Origin of the sequence: Polaribacter filamentus (assembly GCF_002943715.1) — a bacterium.
Classification (GTDB): Bacteria; Bacteroidota; Bacteroidia; order Flavobacteriales; family Flavobacteriaceae; genus Polaribacter; species Polaribacter filamentus.
In genome coordinates this window covers 2208761-2227289 of the sequence record NZ_MQUA01000013.1, presented here as the reverse complement: position 1 = coordinate 2227289, position 18529 = coordinate 2208761, and the positions used below count along the sequence as shown (strand labels likewise).

The following is an 18529-nucleotide window of genomic DNA, read 5'->3' as shown; positions in this document are numbered from 1 at the left end:
TAATTAAACAAACTAATAGTTTGGAAAAAGAACAAAAAATAAACCAATTACTGAAATCACAACCTGCCGGAACCGTATATCTAACCTCTTGGTTAACAAAAAACGGGTTTTCAACACAACTATTAAATCGTTATAAGAAAAGCGGGTGGCTATATTCAATAGGTACAGGTGCTTGGATGCGAGTAGGAGAAAAACCTACTTATCAAGGCGCAATATATGCATTACAGAAACAGGCAAATTTTAGTATTCATATAGGTGGAAAAACTGCTTTATCCTTATTAGGTAAGATGCATTATTTGGAATTGAATACACAACAAATTGTTCTGTTTGGTAGCAGTAACGAAAATTTGCCAACATGGTTCACTAATTATAATTGGGGTTTTAAAGTCATTTATTATAGTACTTCCTTTTTACCAGAGAAATTAGGAATACAGTCTTTAGAAGAAAATATGTTTAACCTAAAAATATCAAATTCAATAAGAGCTTTAATGGAATGCCTTTATTTATCCCCTAAAAAACAACAACTTTTAGAGTGTTATGAAATAATGGAAGGACTAAATAACCTAAGGCCAAAACAGGCTCAAGATCTTTTAGAACAATGTAAATCAATTAAAGTAAAGCGACTGTTCCTATATATAGCAGAAAAATCGGGGCATAGCTGGTTTAAATATATCAACTTAGAGAGCATAAATATAGGTAAAGGAAAACGATCTCTGGCAAAAAATGGAGTTTACATACCAAATTACGGTATCACTGTACCAAAGGAATTAGCAGAATATGAGTAGTTATAAAGAACAAGTCAATTTACTATTGAAAATATTGCCAGAAGTCGCAAAGCAGAAATGCTTTGCATTGCACGGAGGAACGGCTATAAATTTATTCATTAGGGATATGCCTAGGTTATCCGTGGATATAGACTTAACGTATATACCTATTGAAGATAGAGAAACATCATTGGCAAACATACTTGTTGCTCTCAAAACAATACAAACTAGTATTCAGAAACTATTTCCAGACATTCGTATTAACTTAAAAGAAAGATTGTTAAAACTTCAAATATATAATAACAAAGCACTTATAAAGATTGAAGTAAACCAAATAAACAGAGGGCTATTAAACGACCCCGTTGAGTTACAATTAAGTGACAAAACTCAGCAAGAATTTGATGCTTTCTGTACCATTTCCGTGGTTCCCTTAGAACAACTTTATGGGGGTAAAATATGTGCAGCTTTAGACCGTCAACATCCACGGGACTTATTCGACACAAAGTACTTATTAGAAAACGAAGGATTTACTGACAATATTAAAAAAGGATTTCTGCTCTTATTGCTAAGTAGTAAGCGTCCTATAAATGAGATGCTTAATCCTAACTTAATAGATCAACGCCAAACATTGATACATCAATTTAATGGTATGAGTCTAGAAGAGTTTACTTATCAAGATTTTGAAAAAACTAGACAAACACTAATTAAGATAATAAACCAAAGTTTAACTTCCTACGACAAACAATTTTTACTTGCATTTAGCAAATTAAATCCAGATTGGTCTGTTTACGATTTTGAAAAATTCCCGGCGGTTCGATGGAAATTACAAAATCTGTCGAAACTTAAAGAAAACAATAAAGAAAAATTCAATAAATTCAATTCATCGCTTTCAGAAATACTAAGTTAGTAAATTGAGTGATTTTAAGACATCATTTCAAACCTATAACTCACTATCAACGGGTCAATTATTCTGTTTTTTGAAAATCAAGGTGTAAACAAAAAAGTGCTCTAAACATTTAATTTAAAAAGCCTTCTTATAAAAAATTTTGAGCTTGAGTGTTGAAAGTTCAAACTTATGTATTGATATAAAAAATATATTATGCTGCAATACTATTTAAAAAACCTACAACCTATTTAAAGGTAAAGGTTCGGCAGTGAACACAAACGGATTCAAATTTATCTATCCATAAACATAGAATAAATATTCTTTATAAGTCCATCATATACAAAGAGGATTGCATTTGCCTATATAAGAGACGCAACGATAAAAACGGGTACAAAGAAAAAATAATTCAGTTAGGTTTAAAAAATACTAGTATTAAAATATTAAATAATTTTAACTCTAATTCTCATTACTAAACAGCCATTAGAATATTCTTTTTATGCCAATAAAACAGCAGCTGGAATTCCAAATTCTTTATGGAATCTTTTAGCTAAATCTAATGTTAATGGTTTTCTTTTGTTTAATAATGACGAGATGTGCCCTTTTGATCCATAATTTTTGGTTACGAGATCTTTATTTCTAATACCAGATTCTTCCATTTTTAATTTGATTACTTCAATGGGATCAGGAAAAGGTATATCATAATGAATATCTTCATATTGTTTGATTAATAGTAATGCTATCTGAAGTTTTTCACCTTCTGCTGAATTGGGGTCAATGCTTTTATCAAATAGGGTATCTACCCAATCTAAATACGCATCATATTGTTTTTCGGATTTTATAATACTTAGTTTCATTTGTTTCTTTTAGTTTTAAATTGAACAGTCTCTACATTAATAGCATTATACTCATTATGAGTTCCAAACCATTTAATTTGTATTGCTTTATATGTAAATACAAATCGAACAACTAATCTGTATGAATTTCCTTTGATAGTAAAGACAACGCTGTCGTCTCCTACAATACTACCGTTTTTATAAACTTCTTTTAATTCATTGAAATTCTTAAATTCAGATATTTCTAGTTCACGATACCATTCTTGAAGCGATGTAGCTGCTTCAGGGTAGAGTCCTATATAATTGAGCAACGTCCTTCTTTGTATGATATTAAACATTTACAAATATAAGAAGTTTTCTAAAAGAAAACTATTTTATTTTTTCTGATTTTTTTTTTAAATACTGAACATGAATTAAGTGTTAAAGGAATAAAAATTCAAAATTATTGATAAACTCCGTCAAGTGTAAAAAGTTGGATTTTATCTGATTTTTTCAAAAGTTAATTTTTCAAAAAACCTCCGTATAACTTTAATGGGGTTTTTTACTCCTGAAAAAAAATAAAAAATATTTAACATCCGTCTCAGAGGAACTTCTGAAGAAGTCAATTTTACCTTAACTTAAGGTGGGATACAGGGGAATTTTAAATGAATTATATAGTGTCTGGTCGTAAACAGACGATTTTTATAATTTGAATTATTTTTGATGTCATTTTCAGTTACTTTTTATAAGGTGATGCCTTAGCATCAATCGATTAAAAATAAATGGTAAGGGCGCAAAAAGAAACATATTTAATGTTGCTATGTTTACGACCAGATACTATACAACAAAAAACAAATTTAAATGAATTACTATTTTGATAAAATATCAAATAATTCGTGATTAATGTAGTAATTCGTAACACCTAATTTCTTTTTTGTTAATATTCCATCATCTGACAGCTTGTTCAAGTAATTAGCAGCAGTAATTCTTGACACCTTTAAATCTTTCTCTACAAATTCGATTTTAGTATATGGATGTTTAAATTTATTTTTTATTATCTGTTTATTGAACGTAATAATTACATCCATTAGTAGAATAAAGGTAAATTTTTAGTATATTTACCCTCGTTAAGATTACGTGAGTAATATGCACCCTTATTTAAAATGACAAAATTTAATAGAAAAATACCTTACAATAGTTTACCAATATTACCTCCTAGAACAAATTTAGAAACTACTAAAGTGTTACGCAAGACTATTGATGCTAGTAGAGCGCTAGCAAAACTTAATGGTATGCTTACCAATTTACCAAATCCAACGTTGTTTTTGGATACTATTCATTTACAAGAGGCTAAAGCAAGTTCAGAAATAGAGAATATCATCACAACAAATGATGATATATATAGATCTTTAGTAGCAGACAAAAAGTTTGATAATCCAGCTACAAAAGAAGTCATAAGCTACAAAGAAGCACTTTGGAATGGTTTACAACAAATAGAAACTCGACCTTTTATAAGTACAAACTTGTGTGTTGAAATTGTACAAAGCATTAAAAAAAATACTGCAGGTATTAGAACAACGCCAGGAACTGCTTTGAAAAATACGAATGGTGAAACCATTTACACACCACCTTCAGGGGAAGCTATTATAAGAGAAAAGTTACATAATCTCGAAACTTTTATAAATGGTGACGATGCTATTGATCCATTAATTAAAATGGCTTTAATGCATTATCAATTTGAAGCAATACACCCTTTTAGTGATGGTAATGGTAGAACAGGACGAATATTGTTATTATTATATCTAAAACTCGAAAAACTGTTGGATACACCTGCTATTTATTTAAGTGAATATATCATTAAAAATAAGACTGACTATTATACAAAACTGAGAAAGGTAACTGAAAATAATGATTGGGAAGGGTGGATACTTTACATGCTTGAAATGGTTGAATATACAGCTAATAAAGGACTAGAACGCTTAAAAAATGTTACTTCATTAATGGATCAAATGGCAACAGAGATTAAGGAAACATTACCTAAAGTATATACTAAAGAATTGGTTGAAATACTATTTAGGTTGCCTTATACTAAACGACAGTTTTTAATTGATGCTAAATTAGGGACACCAAAAACCGTAGGTAATTATTTAATGGAATTAGAAAAATCTGGTTTTTTAATTTCTGAAAAAGTGGGTAAAGAAAAATTATATCTTAACCATAAATTAATGGCTATATTGGAAATTCCTTAATTTTCTTAGGTTGCAAATTTTTGAAAAAAAGAGTTGAATTAAGGAGTATTTAATTATTTTCTTGTTCTGTTCTACTATTAACAAACCTTATGAAGATCTTTTAGAACCTTTAGTAAATATGTGAAATTTAACGGAATCACTATTATGTATAAAAAATCAATTTTCTTTACAAAAGGAAGAGGATATGATCAAATAATTCAGAAAGTTTGACAAAGGAAGTAAAGACCATTGAAGATTGTGTTATGATAAATCAATTCATAAAATCACACACTATGGGAGGGTCTTTTACGTTACGCAATAAGCTTGTAAATTTAAAAATCTCATGGCCGTTTAGTAATGAGAATTGCATGTAAAGTTACCTAAAAACTAAAGTAGGTCGGTTTTAGATTCTGACTTTATCTTTGATATGCTACTTTATAAATTAAAATGGTTTCTCGTTTACCGTTTATCGTCCATCGTTTCTCGAACATCGAACAACGAACATCGAACATCGAACATCGAACAACGAATATCGAATAACGAACAACGAATATTAATGTTATCAAAATAGGGATTCATTGTAAGTAGAGAACAACGTTTAATTTTAATACTTTTTTGCTTGATCAAAAAGTATTCAACTTAGATCAGGTCCCCCGAGTTGGGGTTACTCCCTACCGTGTATCCTCACGCTTCATAACAATAAAGACCACCAAAAACTTCCAAACAGACCTGTCTGCGAAATTTTCCGGAAAATTTCATGAAGGCCTATTATTATAAATTTTAAACAGATACATACAATATATAAACATCATTTTAGTGTATATGTTCATTAAAAAGCATAACTATTAGTGAATACAATCTAAAATAGTATATTTGTAAAAAAAGAAAATGTACAAACGAGTCCTAAAAGAAACTATTGAGAGTAAAATAAACAAAGGGAAAGCTATTATATTAATTGGTCCCAGGCAAGTAGGAAAAACGACACTACTTAAAACTATAATAGATACCAAAGAACATCTATTTTTAGATGGAGATGATGCTACCATAAGAAGTCTATTAAACAATCCTAACACAACACAAATTAGAAGTATTATAGGGTCTAATAAAATCATCTTTATTGATGAAGCTCAAAGAATAGCGGGTATTGGGCTAACATTAAAAATAATTATAGATCAATTTAAAGAAGTACAATTATTTGTAAGTGGCTCATCATCTTTTGATTTATCAAATGCACTTAATGAACCGCTAACAGGAAGGAAATGGGAGTATGAATTGTATCCAATAAGTTGGGAAGAGTTGGAAAATACAGAGGGTTATGTTTCAGCAGAACAACAATTAGAAAACAGGTTGTTATACGGTTTCTATCCAGATATATTAAACAATCCTGGAGAAGAAAAAGAACTATTAAAACAGTTGGTAAATAGTTATCTATATAGAGATATTTTAGCCTTTGCAAATATTAGAAAACCAGAAGTATTAGAAAAGTTGGTACAAGCTTTAGCGCTTCAAATTGGAAGTGAAGTAAACTATAATGAACTAGCTCAAATAGTTGGTGTAGATAAAAATACAGTTGCCAACTATATAGATATTTTAGAAAAAGGATATGTAATATTTAAGTTACCTAGTTTTAGTAGAAACTTACGAAATGAAATTAAAAAAATAAAAAAATATATTTCTATGATAACGGAGTTAGGAATATAATTATTGGAAATTTTACTCCTTTAGAATTAAGACAAGATAGGGTGCTTTATGGGAAAACTTTTTAATTTCAGAAAGACTTAAACAAAATAAGTATAAGAGTACAAATGCTAAAATGTACTTTTGGAGAACCAAACAACAGCAAGAGGTAGATTTAGTAGAAGAACATAATGGTATTATCTCTGGTTTTGAGTTTAAATGGAATAATAAGAAAAAAGTGAGATTACCAAAAACTTTTGTAAATGAATACAACGCCAAGGAAATTGTAATTGATAAAAATAATTTTAGAGAATTTATTAAAATATAGGTTATAAAATAGTTTAGCCCCGAATAAGTTCGGCGTGTTCTTTTAAATTTCAAAACATTAGTGTCCGATAAATAATTTTAAAAGCAGGATTTCCATAGTTGGATTTCCTGCTTTATTTATATCTTGATTTTTACCACAAAATTGAGATATGAACAAAAGTACACACTTTAGCGGAACACCAATAATTAAACAGATTTTAAAATATATACCACAAGCAGATATTACTCGGACAGCCAAAATCTATAACAGTGACCGCTACTACAAAAAGTTTAAAACCTACGACCATTTAGTCACGATGCTTTATGCCACAATGAGTGGAGTTTCCTCACTTAGAGAGTTGTCGACCGTTTTATTAGCTTGTGAAGGGCGTATCAGCCATTTAAATCTAAAACATTTCCCTAAGCGAAGTACATTGTCAGATGCTAACAAGAAAAGAACCAGTGAAGTCTTTGGAGCAATTTATTCAAAATTATACAAACGCTACGCTCCATTTTTATCGGACAGCAGTCCATTAAAATCTCCTGTAAAGAATTTAAAAATTGTAGATTCTACCACAATCAGCCTATTTAGTGATATTTTAAAAGGAGTTGGTCGTAATCCTATTACAGGTAAGAAAAAAGGAGGTATAAAGATGCACACAATGATAAATGCTTTGGAAGATGTACCTTGTCTGATACGTTTTAGCAGTGCTGCTACTCACGACCACACTTTTTTAAAAGAGTTAAATTTAGAGAAAGATTCTTTTGTCGTTTTTGATAAAGCATACAATGATTATCTCCAATATTTAGAGTGGACTTTAAATGATATTTACTTTGTAACTCGCCAAAAAGACAATGCTGTCTATAAAAGCATTAAAGAATTTGATTTAGCAGACAAAACAAGTGATGCAATACTAAAAGATGAACTTATATTGATAGAAAAAGACGATAAATCTATTCAAATAAGAAGAGTTGCTTATTGGGATGCTACAAAAGAAAAGGTATATGAGTTTATCACCAATAATGCAGAAATATCTCCAGACCAAGTAGCAGATATATACAAACACAGATGGCAGATTGAAACGATGTTTAAAAGACTCAAGCAGAACTTTCCCCTTAAATATTTTCTTGGAGATAATCAAAATGCAATAGAGATTCAGATATGGTCAGCATTAATCATTCAACTCATCATGCTTGTGATACAAAGAAAAATCAAACGAAAATGGGCATATTCAAATATGGTTTCTGTGATGAGATTTCATCTGATGACCTACATTGATCTGTTTAAATTTCTCGAAAACCCAAACAAACAATGGTGGGAACTCACATCAAAACCTCCAGATATACAACTGCAACTTTTTAAATAGACACCTTGCTAACTCAAAAAGAAAAATATAGAACGTGTTTACTGGGCTCAAAAATGGGTTTAATTAAAATTTGTAGTTTTATCGGACACTAATGATTTCAAAACTAATATATTTGAGATATGAAATACAAGAAATGGAGTTTAGAAGAAAAGCTAGAAATTCTATCCTTTTCATAGAAATTGAATTTTCATAAAAAATAAAATAGGTAGGGTTTTAAAAGGCTAACTAGAGATTTAAAAATAAACCTCAATGTTACTTTCTACAGCGCGAGGTACGAGTGACGAGAAATCTCATGAATTCGAGTAGCTAACAATAAAGATTCCTCAATCGCTAAAAAGCTCATTTCGGAATGACACGCTAACACGTTAACAAGTCTCGACGTCATTTCGACAGCGCGAGGTACGAGTGACGAGAAATCTCATGATTAAAAGCAGTTAACAATAAAGATTCCTCAATCGCTAAAAAGCTCATTTCGGAATGACACGCTAACACGTTAACAAGTCTCGATGTCATTTCGACAGCGCGAGGTACGAGTGACGAGAAATCTCATGATTAAAAGCAGTTAACAATGAAGATTCCTCAATCGGTAAAAAGCTCATTTCGGAATGACATTCTAGTTTATAAATAATCCTAAAGGTCATTCGATAAAATGAAGTATAAGGGACAATAAACCTTAAATATTTCAACTAAAATCACTATTTTTAATAATGTTTAAAAAATATATTGTCTATATAATTACCAATAAAAACAAAACGGTACTTTATATTGGAGTTACAAGTGACATTCAAAGAAGACTTTCTCAACATTATTTCGATAGTGAAAATGCTAAAAAATCATTCGCAGGCAAGTACAATTGTTATTATTTATTATATTATGAAGTATTTGAAGACGTTAATGTTGCTATTTTAAGAGAAAAAGAATTGAAAGGCTGGGAAGAGAGAAGAAAAGAATACTAATCACGAATTTTAATCCGGATTGGGAGTTTTTGAATCATGATGTTTTTTGAATTATGCACCTATTATTAATTAATAACAAATGTCATTTCGACAGCGCGAAGGTACGAGTGACGAGAAATCTCATGAATTCGAGTGGCTAACAATGAAGATTCCTCAATCGCTAAAAAAGCTCATTTCGGAATGACACGCTAACACGTTAACAAGTCTCGATGTCATTTCGACAGCGCGAGGTACGAGTGACGAGAAATCTCATGAATTCGAGTAGCTAACAATAAAGATTCCTCAATCGCTAAAAAGCTCATTTCGGAATGACATGCTAGCACGTTAACAAGTCTCGATGTCATTTCGACAGCGCGAAGGTACGAGTGACGAGAAATCTCATGAATTCGAGTGGCTAACAATGAAGATTCCTCAATCGCTAAAAAAGCTCATTTCGGAATGACACGCTAACACGTTAACAAGTCTCGATGTCATTTCGACAGCGCGAGGTACGAGTGACGAGAAATCTCATGAATTCGAGTAGCTAACAATAAAGATTCCTCAATCGCTAAAAAAGCTCATTTCGGAATGGCACGCTAACACGTTAACAAGTCTCGATGTCATTTCGACAGCGCGAGGTACGAGTGACGAGAAATCTCACGAATTCGAGTAGCTAACAATGAAGATTCCTCAATCGCTAAAAAAGCTCATTTCGGAATGACACGCTAGCACGTTAACAAGTCTCGATGTCATTTCGACAGCGCGAGGTACGAGTGACGAGAAATCTCATGAATTCGAGTAGCTAACAATAAAGATTCATCAATCGCTAAAAAAGCTCATTTCGGAATGACACGCTAACACGTTAACAAGTCTCGATGTCATTTCGACAGCGCGAGGTACGAGTGACGAGAAATCTCATGATTAAAAGCAGTTAACAATGAAGATTCCTCAATCGCTAAAAAGTTCATTTCGGAATGACACGCTAACACGTTAACAAGTCTCGATGTCATTTCGACAGCGCGAGGTACGAGTGACGAGAAATCTCATGATTAAAAGCAGTTAACAATGAAGATTCCTCAATCGCTAAAAAGCTCATTTCGGAATGACACGCTAACACGTTAACAAGTCTCGATGTCATTTCGACAGCGCGAGGTACGAGTGACGAGAAATCTCATGAATTCGAGTAGCTAACAATGAAGATTCCTCAATCGCTAAAAAGCTCATTTCGGAATGACACGTTCATGTATTTAAAATTTTGGGTGTCATTTCGACAAAGCGGAATGAAATATTCTTTAGCGAAAACGATTGAAGTTTTATCAGCTATTGTATAAGACTATAACTTATAATATATTTGGTTAAAATAAAAGAAGTATGATTTTAATTGCAGATGGTGGCTCTACAAAAGCAGATTGGATAGCTATAAATAAAGATAAAAACGAAGCCTTTAGAGTACGAACTTTGGGCTTAAACCCTGCAATAATTACCGAGTTAGAGTTGAATAACAGAATCGTAAACATGTTTCAACTTATTAAAATTAAAAAAGAGGTCACAGAAATCTATTTTTATGGCGCTGGTTGTGGAACTCCTGAGGCTACAAAAATTTTACAAAATGTGTTGGAATCTATTTTTACCAATGCAAAAGTTTCTGTTGCGGAAGATATGCTTGCTGCTGTATATGCCGCTACTGGTAAAAACCCTGCAATAGTGTGTATTTTAGGCACTGGTTCTAATAGTTGCTATTTTGATGGAGAAAACATACACATGAAGGCTCCTTCTTTGGGATATGTAATTATGGATGAAGCAAGTGGTAATTACTTTGGTAAAAGATTACTAAGAGCCTATTTTTATGAGAGAATGCCAAAAGGAATTGCAGAAAAATTTGAAAGGCAATTTAATTTGGAAGCAGATTTTATCAAGAAAAACTTATACAGAGAACAAAATCCGAATATGTATTTGGCAAATTTTGCGCAATTTATGTTTGAGTTTAAAGAAGATAAATACATTAAAAAATTAATCAGAAAAGGATTCCAGGAATTCTTTAAGTATCGAATTTTACCTTTTGAAAAAGGATTGGAAACTCCGCTTTACTTTATAGGTTCTATCGCTTTTTATTTTAGAGATATTTTAGAAGAAGTTGCCGTAAAAAAGAATTTAAAAATTACAGATGTGATTCAGCGACCTATCGATAATTTGTTGGAGTATCACAAGAATAATATTGTGTAGTGTTGTCAGTGGTCAGTTATCAGTTATCGGTTATCAGTTATCAGTTATCGGTGATCAATTATCAGTGATTAATTATCAATTATTAGTGGCCGTATAGTAAGTAGTTGCAGTGTTCGGTTATCAGTTAGCGGTAATCAATTATTAGTTATCAGTGTTCAGTAGCAGTTTTCGGTTATCAGTTTTCAGTTATCGGTTATCAGTGAATAATTATCAATTATTAGTGGCCGTATAGTAAGTAGTTGCAGTGTTCGGTTATCAGTTAGCGGTGATCAGTTATCAGTTATCAGTGCTCAGTAGCAGTTTTCAGTTATCGGTTATCAGTGAATAATTATCAATTATTAGTGGCCGTATAGTAAGTAGTTGCAGTGTTCGGTTATCAGTTAGCGGTGATCAGTTATCGGTTATCAGTTTTCAGTTATCGGTTATCAGTGAATAATTATCAATTATCAATTATCAGTGTTCAGTAGCAGTATTCTTTTGAAATTTGGGAGCTAAAGAGGGAAGACAGTTAAAAGCGCCTACGAGACATGACCAGTATGCAACTATAATATTGTATTTTAAAACTACTAAGGTTCTTCGTTTCTTCGCAGATTGATTACTGATCACCAATAAATTTTTGATTGATAACCGATAATTGATCACTGATAATTGTTTGATTGATAACCGATAACCGATAACTGATAATTGTTTGAATGATAATTGTTTAACCAATAAACTCCAAAATTCGTTCTAAACGCATTCCTCTAGAGCCTTTAATTAAAATTGAACTGTTTTTTAGCGGATTCTTTTTGAGGAAATCTTCGAATGCTTGATAGGTTTTAAATTGTGGTTTGTTCGTTTTTGCGATGTTGAAATTCTCGCCAACAAAATAAATTTCATCAAAATTGAAAGCAGTTGCTACATCAACAATTACTTGATGTTCGTGAACACTTTCTTTGCCTAATTCGAACATATCTCCCAAAATCACCACTTTAGAAGGTGCTTTTAAAGTGTCAAAATTTTCAAGTGCCACTTGCATGCTCGAAGGATTTGCATTGTACGCATCTAAAATTATTGTGTTGTGTTTTGTTGTAAGTATTTGGGAACGATTATTTGCAGGTACATAACTTTCGATTGCTTCTTTAATTGCTGTTTCAGAAATCTTAAAATAGGTACCCATGGCAATTGCTGCAGCAATATTTGTGAAATTGTATTTTCCTATTAAATTACTTTGTATGGTTGTGTTTCCATAGGAAAGTTTCACAAACGGATTCACTTCTAAAAACTTTATAGCTTCTGTAGTAAAAGAAACGGCTTTAACTCCCTTCGTTTTTTTAACTTGAATGGCATCATCGGCATTTACAAAAGTAGTTTTTTGGTTTGCTTTTAAGAAGGTGTACAATTCACTTTTTCCTTTAATAACGCCTTCTATACCGCCAAAACCTTCTAAATGTGCCTTTCCGAAATTGGTGACGTACCCAAAATCTGGTTCACAAATGGTGCATAAAAATTCAATTTCTTTTTGATGATTTGCACCCATTTCTACAATCCCTAGTTCCGTTTTATCGGTCATAGAAAGTAAGGTTAGTGGCACACCGATATGATTATTTAAATTTCCTTTGGTTGCTACCGTATTTAATTTTTTACTTAATACTACATGTATCAATTCCTTCGTAGTCGTTTTACCATTGCTGCCCGTTAAGCCAATAATAGGAATGTGAAGTTGCTTTCTATGAAAATTGGCAAGTTCTTGAAGTGCCTTTAACACATTAGTAACCAAAAGAATGCGGTCATTGGTTTGGAACTCTTTTTCATCAACAACAGCATAGCTTGCGCCAAGTTTTAGCGCTTGTTCTGCAAATGTGTTTCCGTTAAAATTATCGCCTTTTAGCGCAAAGAAAATGGTGTTTTTTCGGATGTTTCTGGTATCCGTATCCACTAAAAAATGTTGCTGGTATAAATTATAAAGAGTGGCTGTTTTCATTTATCAGATATAAAAAAACCTCATTATTTTTCAACAATGAGGCTTTATTTTTAATTATAATAGGTTATCTGCTAGGGCTTCTAGCGGTTCTTTTTTGATTTGTCATAGGTCCTACTTTATCAGATACACATCTAAAACCAATATAGTTCGTTGCCATGTATTCTGGTAGATATCTTCTTTGAGCAGGATCTAACCAATACTCTCTATCAGACCAAGAACCGCCTTTGTAAACTCTACTGATATCACTAATTAAAGTAGTTCTAAATTTATCATCGTTGGTAAAAGTTGTGCTACCAGTTTCAGAATCTGTTACTATTTTTGGACTTTTAGGGGAGTTGTACATATTAGGTCTTGCTTTAAATTGATCTTCATCATCTTTATAAAAACGGGAAGAATTTAAATCACCATCACCAATATTTGAGTTGTCAGAAACTGAAAAATTTCTTCTCAAGGTTGCATCGTCTTTTGTAATGGGTATGTATTTAATAGTTCCTGGTAATTGAGTAGGAATAATTTTTCCATTTGGTAAGGTGTCGTAGGCTACTTCAGTACTCCCATCATTCGCAGCGATCACCACATTACCCTCTTTATCAATCATTTTTTTGGTAAAAATATTTCCTCTAAAATAATTGAAGTCATTTGCTTCATTGTCTATAATAGGTCTGTAAACATCTGCTACCCATTCTGCCACATTACCAGACATATCGTACAAACCAAATCCGTTTGGAGGATAGGATTTTATTTCATTCGGAATATCAGCACCATCAGAACTCCAACCTGGTAAACCACTATATTGTCCTTTTCCTTGTTTAAAGTTTGCCAATTGATCACCTTTATTTCTATTTCCTTTTGCTCTGGTGTATTTACCATTCCAAGCATATTTTTTTCTGCCTCTAATATTGTTATATTCTCGGTTTTCTATATTTGCTTTTGCAGCAAATTCCCATTCTGCTTCCGTTGGTAATCTAAAAGGTTGTCCTAAAATACCATCTGCTTGCGAAATTTTTCTTCCTTGAAAAGAATTTCTACCTGATTTAGGATCTCCTTTTTTTCTTACAGTTCTTCCTACACCTTTTTTATAAATAGTAGAATCACCGTCAAATAATTGGGTAGCATCTGTTAAAAAAACATCCGTATCAAAAAAGTTGCTAATAGAGTCTTGCTCAAAAATATTTTTGATGTGCCCTTTATCAATTAAGGTTTTTAAATTTACCGCATTTGTGCGCCATTTGCAATATTCATTAGCTTGCAACCAAGTAATACCAACAACAGGATAATCTGAATACGCGGGATGACGGAAATAGTTTTCAGATAAAATATCTGTATTTCCCAAACTTTTTCTCCAAACTAAGGTGTCTGGTAAAACGGAGTTGTAAATGTGTTTGTAATTCTCTTCGGATGGAGGAAAAACATTCTTTGTATATTGAACATATAAAAAGTATTCAGAATTGGTAACTTCCGCTTCATCCATAAAGAACGAGCGAACATGCAATTGTTTTGGCGTCGTATTCCAATCGAACATTACATCATCTTGCACTTGCCCCATTGTAAAAGTACCCCCTTCTATGGCAACCATACCCAAAGGTGGTGTTTGACCCGCATCTGTATTACCTTTAATAAAGTTACCGTTTTTTGGATCGTTAAAAGATAAACCAGTTAACCTCGATTTATTTGAATTTGAACTATTACAGTTAGCTAACAGCAATGTTGTTAGGATAACTAATGTTATTTTAAAAATGTTTTTCATTTCCTAATTAAAATTGATAGGGTTTTTTATAGTGATGCAATTTACAATAAATATAATTTCTACCAAGTAAAATATAAAATTTAACGCATCATTTTATGCTTATTCCTAAATAAACGATTGCTTTTTTAGTTTAGTATAATTTATCTTTGATTGCTGTAAAATATCTAAAAATTATTTGCGTTCTTTGAATACCTAATATGAAAAAACAGTTCGTACTTTTTTTTTGCCTCTTTTTAGTCCAGTTAAGCGTTGCTCAAATCTCAAATTCTGTTTTATCTTCGGGAGATTGGTATCAATTTTCCGTGGATACCACTGGTGTATTTAAGATTGATCGTGCCTTGTTGCAAAGAATTGGTATTTCTATGAACGGATTAAATCCGAAGAAAATTCACATTTATGGCAATGGTGGTCAGCTATTACCAGAACTAAATAGCGATTTTAGATATGATGACTTGCAAGAAAATGCCATTTATATAGAAGGCGAAAATGATGGTTCTTTTGATGGTGGTGATTTTATCCTTTTCTATGCAAAAGGGCCGCATGATTGGGAGGTAAATGCAACCGCAAACTCCATAAAACACCGACAAAATATTTATTCTGACAAAGCCTACTATTTTGTTACGGTGAATGATGTAGATGGAAAACGAATTCAAGCAAAAACACCTATTACAACGAACGCCACGACGCAAATAACTGTTTTTGACGATTTTATATTTTATGAAAAAGAGCAAAAAAGTCTTTTAGCAGCAGGCACACAGTGGTTTTCTGATAAAGATTTTAATATCCTAAATACACAGAACTTTAAAATTCCGTTTAGAAATGCAGTTGCAAACGGAAATATAAATGTAAGAGTTCGCGGCGTTTCAAATTCTGTGGTTTCCACTACGATGGATGTAAAAGTGAATGCACAAGATGCTTTTACGATTAATTTTCCTGCCGTAAATTCTGGTTCATTGACAAAAGCCTACGATATAGAAAGAAATGCAACGTTGGCAAATACTTCGGAAAGTATCGCCGTTTCTATTACCTATGCTAATAACGGGAATCCGTCTGCAAATGCATTTTTAGATTATATAGAAATTGTTGGGCAAAAACAGTTAACATTTTCTGATTTTCAGTTTTCATTTAGAAGCTTAGCACAAGCAACTACGTCCGGAACGGTAGCTTATCAAATAACAAACGGAAGTGCTGCTTTTCAAGTATGGGAGGTAACAAACGCCATCAATCCTCAAGTTATTACTAATGAAAGTACTACTAATGAGTTTACTTTTAAAGATACTGCAGGCGAACTCAAGGAATATATCATTTTAAACGATACTGATTTTTACAAACCAGAAACGGTTGCGAATTCTAAAATTAAAAATCAGAATTTACACGCGCTCAAAGACCTTAATTATATTGTAATTACAAATTCGCAACTTTCTGGGCAAGCGCAACGACTGGCAGATTACCATCAAAATAATTCAAACTTAACCACAAAAGTGATATTGTTAGATGAAATATATAATGAGTATTCTTCCGGGTCAAAAGACATTACAGGGATTCGTGATTTTATAAAACATATATATGACACAAATTCATCCGCAGAAAAAAAACTAAAATATGTTTGTTTTTTTGGCGATGCTTCCTATGATTATAAAGATAGATTGCAAGGCAATAACAATATTGTGCCTGTAAAATTAGCTACCATTAGTTTCAATTTAGCGAATTCTTGGGTTACAGACGACTTTTTTGTGATGATGGATGCTAATGAAGGCAAGATGTCTAGCGCACATACGGTAGATATCGCTTCCAGCCGAATTCCCGTTTCTACCATTTCTGAAGCGACGATTGTGGTCGATAAAATTTTAAACTACTATAATAAAAAGACCATTGGAGATTGGCGAAATACCATCACATTAGTAGCGGATGATATTGATGCAGTTGGCGAAGAAATTTTAGCGCAAGGAGTAGAATCGATTGCGGATGAAATTAAAGCAAATCAGCCAATTTTTAATATCAATAAAATTTATACGGATGCGTATGTTCAAGAAAATTCTTCGGGAGGAGAACGCTATCCAGATGTAAACAAAGCAATTACAAATGCCATAGAAAAAGGAACCTTGGTTTTTGATTATTTTGGACACGGCGGGGAGGATGGTTTTGCATCAGAACGGATTTTAGATGTTCCGCAAATTCAGGGGTTTAACAATCCAAATACATTACCACTTTTAATTACCGTAACCTGTGATTTTTCTCGATTCGACAATCCGAATAGAATTACAGCAGGTGAGTTGACGCTAAAAAATGCAAACGGAGGAGCAGCAAATATGATTACCACCACAAGAGAGGTTTTTATTTCGGTGGGTCAACGTTTTAACGAGGAGCTAATACGGATTTTACTAGCATTTAATGATGAAGATTTTAGCATTGCAGAAGCTTTAATGACGGCGAAAAATAATTTTTCAAGCACACAAAAATTCTTTATCTATTCTTTTGGAGATCCTGCAATGAAATTAGCCGTTCCGAAACCAAACATTCGCATCACTAAAATGAATGATGTGGATATCACACAATCTTTAGATACCATAAAAGCATTGTCTAAAGTGAGGTTTGAAGGTATTGTAACAGACAATTCAGATGCCGTTTTAACCAATTTTAATGGCACACTTTCCACCACCGTTTTTGATAAATTAATTGATAAAACAACCTTAGATAATGATGGCTACGGAATTAAAATGACTTTTGATACCCAAGATAGTAAATTGTTTAGAGGAAAATCAACCGTAGAAAACGGGCAGTTTAGTTTTGATTTTATTGTACCAAAAGATATTAAAATTGCGTACGGAAAAGGAAAATTAAGTTTCTATGCAGAAAACGGAGAAATAGATAAAGCAGGGTATAATTTTGACGTGATTGTTGGCGGAATTGATGAAAATGCGCCTGATGACAAGCTCGGCCCAGAAATAAAATTATTCATGAATGATGAGTCTTTTATTGATGGAGGCAACACAAATGCATCTCCAAATTTAATTGCTGTTTTATTTGATGCTAGCGGAATTAACACCTCCATAACTGCTGTAGACCACGATATTGTCGGGATTTTAGATGGCGATACGGCAAACCCAATTATTTTGAATGATTTTTATCAAACGGAATTAAATGATTTTTCGAAAGGAAAAGTAAGTTATACTTTAAGAGATTTAGAAGTTGGGCCGCATACTTTAAAACTAAAAGCATGGGACACGTACAATAACTCATCAGAAACTACGTTAAATTTTGTGGTTGTAAGTGATGCTATTTTAAATTTAGAAAATGTGCTGAACTACCCAAATCCTTTTGTAAATTATACAGAGTTTTGGTTTAATCATAACAAACCAAATGAGCCTTTAGAGGTGCAAGTTCAAGTTTTTACAGTTTCGGGTAAATTGGTAAAAACCATCAATCAAAATGTGCAAACTACGGGTAATTTGTCAAGAAATATTACTTGGAATGGTTTAGATGATTTTGGTAATAAAATAGGAAAAGGAGTCTATGTTTATAAATTAAGAGTAAAATCAACAGCAAGTAGTTTGGTTTCAGAGAAGTATGAAAAATTAGTAATACTGCAATAAAAATTAGATATTTGTAAAACTAACAAGA

The 18529-nt window shown here is 32.2% G+C and carries 14 protein-coding genes; 9 read left to right on the top strand and 5 right to left on the bottom strand.

Annotation, left to right across the window (positions count from 1 at the left end):
• The first annotated feature begins 20 nt into the window (after window positions 1-20).
• Together BST83_RS12170 and BST83_RS12165 are read left to right on the top strand one after the other, a co-directional pair.
• Window positions 21-785 (top strand): type IV toxin-antitoxin system AbiEi family antitoxin, encoded by a 765-nt coding sequence (locus tag BST83_RS12170; RefSeq protein ID WP_240614741.1) that lies wholly within the window; start codon window positions 21-23, stop codon window positions 783-785.
• Window positions 778-1671 carry a nucleotidyl transferase AbiEii/AbiGii toxin family protein gene (locus BST83_RS12165; protein WP_104810016.1) on the top strand — a complete coding sequence of 298 codons (894 nt, stop codon included), beginning with the start codon at window positions 778-780 and terminating at the stop codon, window positions 1669-1671. The genes BST83_RS12170 and BST83_RS12165 overlap by 8 nt, the downstream gene beginning before the upstream one ends.
• Window positions 1672-2144: 473 nt before the next feature.
• Here BST83_RS12165 and BST83_RS12160 read toward each other — a convergent pair whose 3' ends face one another.
• The 3 genes from BST83_RS12160 to BST83_RS12150 form a co-directional block, all read right to left on the bottom strand.
• Window positions 2145-2504 (bottom strand): helix-turn-helix domain-containing protein, encoded by a 360-nt coding sequence (locus BST83_RS12160; RefSeq protein ID WP_104810015.1) that lies wholly within the window; start codon window positions 2502-2504, stop codon window positions 2145-2147.
• Complete coding sequence (locus BST83_RS12155; protein ID WP_240614740.1) at window positions 2501-2794, bottom strand: type II toxin-antitoxin system HigB family toxin; 294 nt, start codon at window positions 2792-2794, stop codon at window positions 2501-2503. Before BST83_RS12155 ends, BST83_RS12160 begins: the two co-directional genes overlap by 4 nt.
• A gap of 537 nt (window positions 2795-3331) precedes the next feature.
• Window positions 3332-3550, bottom strand: coding sequence for a hypothetical protein (locus tag BST83_RS12150; RefSeq protein WP_104810013.1), 219 nt, complete (start codon window positions 3548-3550; stop codon window positions 3332-3334).
• A gap of 75 nt (window positions 3551-3625) precedes the next feature.
• Between BST83_RS12150 and BST83_RS12145 the strand changes: the two genes are divergently transcribed.
• From BST83_RS12145 to BST83_RS12125, 6 genes are all read left to right on the top strand, one after another.
• The gene (locus BST83_RS12145; protein ID WP_104810012.1) at window positions 3626-4711 is read left to right on the top strand and encodes a Fic family protein; all 1086 of its coding nucleotides are present in this window, start codon (window positions 3626-3628) and stop codon (window positions 4709-4711) included.
• 867 nt (window positions 4712-5578) lie between these two features.
• Window positions 5579-6391, top strand: coding sequence for an ATP-binding protein (locus BST83_RS12140; protein ID WP_240614739.1), 813 nt, complete (start codon window positions 5579-5581; stop codon window positions 6389-6391).
• Window positions 6392-6455: 64 nt separating this feature from the next.
• The gene (locus BST83_RS20710) at window positions 6456-6695 is read left to right on the top strand and encodes a DUF4143 domain-containing protein (protein WP_240614826.1); all 240 of its coding nucleotides are present in this window, start codon (window positions 6456-6458) and stop codon (window positions 6693-6695) included.
• Between the two features lie 148 nt (window positions 6696-6843).
• A complete protein-coding gene (locus BST83_RS12135; protein WP_104808119.1) occupies window positions 6844-8040 on the top strand; it encodes an IS4 family transposase in 1197 nt (398 codons plus the stop codon).
• A 707-nt stretch (window positions 8041-8747) separates the two neighbouring features.
• Window positions 8748-8996, top strand: a complete 249-nt coding sequence (locus BST83_RS12130; protein WP_367889164.1) for a GIY-YIG nuclease family protein — start codon at window positions 8748-8750, stop codon at window positions 8994-8996.
• Between the two features lie 1350 nt (window positions 8997-10346).
• Window positions 10347-11198, top strand: coding sequence for an N-acetylglucosamine kinase (locus BST83_RS12125; protein ID WP_104810011.1), 852 nt, complete (start codon window positions 10347-10349; stop codon window positions 11196-11198).
• Between the two features lie 703 nt (window positions 11199-11901).
• Here the strand turns inward: BST83_RS12125 and BST83_RS12120 are convergent.
• Both BST83_RS12120 and gldJ read right to left on the bottom strand, forming a co-directional pair.
• Entirely contained in the window at window positions 11902-13161 is a 1260-nt protein-coding gene (locus tag BST83_RS12120) for a UDP-N-acetylmuramoyl-tripeptide--D-alanyl-D-alanine ligase (RefSeq protein ID WP_104810010.1), read from the bottom strand.
• A gap of 64 nt (window positions 13162-13225) precedes the next feature.
• Window positions 13226-14908: a gliding motility lipoprotein GldJ gene (gene gldJ / locus BST83_RS12115; RefSeq protein WP_104810009.1), complete on the bottom strand. Its 1683-nt coding sequence runs from the start codon at window positions 14906-14908 to the stop codon at window positions 13226-13228.
• A gap of 197 nt (window positions 14909-15105) precedes the next feature.
• Between gldJ and porU the strand changes: the two genes are divergently transcribed.
• Complete coding sequence (porU, locus tag BST83_RS12110) at window positions 15106-18501, top strand: type IX secretion system sortase PorU (RefSeq protein ID WP_104810008.1); 3396 nt, start codon at window positions 15106-15108, stop codon at window positions 18499-18501.
• Window positions 18502-18529: the final 28 nt, after the last annotated feature.

Coding starts and splice junctions, on each gene's coding strand:
- BST83_RS12125 (WP_104810011.1), top strand. CDS start 10,347: ATGATTTTAATTGCAGATGGTGGCTCTACAAAAGCAGATTGGATAGCT.
- BST83_RS12140 (WP_240614739.1), top strand. CDS start 5,579: ATGTACAAACGAGTCCTAAAAGAAACTATTGAGAGTAAAATAAACAAA.
- gldJ (WP_104810009.1), bottom strand. CDS start 14,908: ATGAAAAACATTTTTAAAATAACATTAGTTATCCTAACAACATTGCTG.
- BST83_RS12150 (WP_104810013.1), bottom strand. CDS start 3,550: ATGGATGTAATTATTACGTTCAATAAACAGATAATAAAAAATAAATTT.
- BST83_RS12130 (WP_367889164.1), top strand. CDS start 8,748: ATGTTTAAAAAATATATTGTCTATATAATTACCAATAAAAACAAAACG.
- BST83_RS12135 (WP_104808119.1), top strand. CDS start 6,844: ATGAACAAAAGTACACACTTTAGCGGAACACCAATAATTAAACAGATT.
- porU (WP_104810008.1), top strand. CDS start 15,106: ATGAAAAAACAGTTCGTACTTTTTTTTTGCCTCTTTTTAGTCCAGTTA.
- BST83_RS12160 (WP_104810015.1), bottom strand. CDS start 2,504: ATGAAACTAAGTATTATAAAATCCGAAAAACAATATGATGCGTATTTA.
- BST83_RS12165 (WP_104810016.1), top strand. CDS start 778: ATGAGTAGTTATAAAGAACAAGTCAATTTACTATTGAAAATATTGCCA.
- BST83_RS12145 (WP_104810012.1), top strand. CDS start 3,626: ATGACAAAATTTAATAGAAAAATACCTTACAATAGTTTACCAATATTA.
- BST83_RS12120 (WP_104810010.1), bottom strand. CDS start 13,161: ATGAAAACAGCCACTCTTTATAATTTATACCAGCAACATTTTTTAGTG.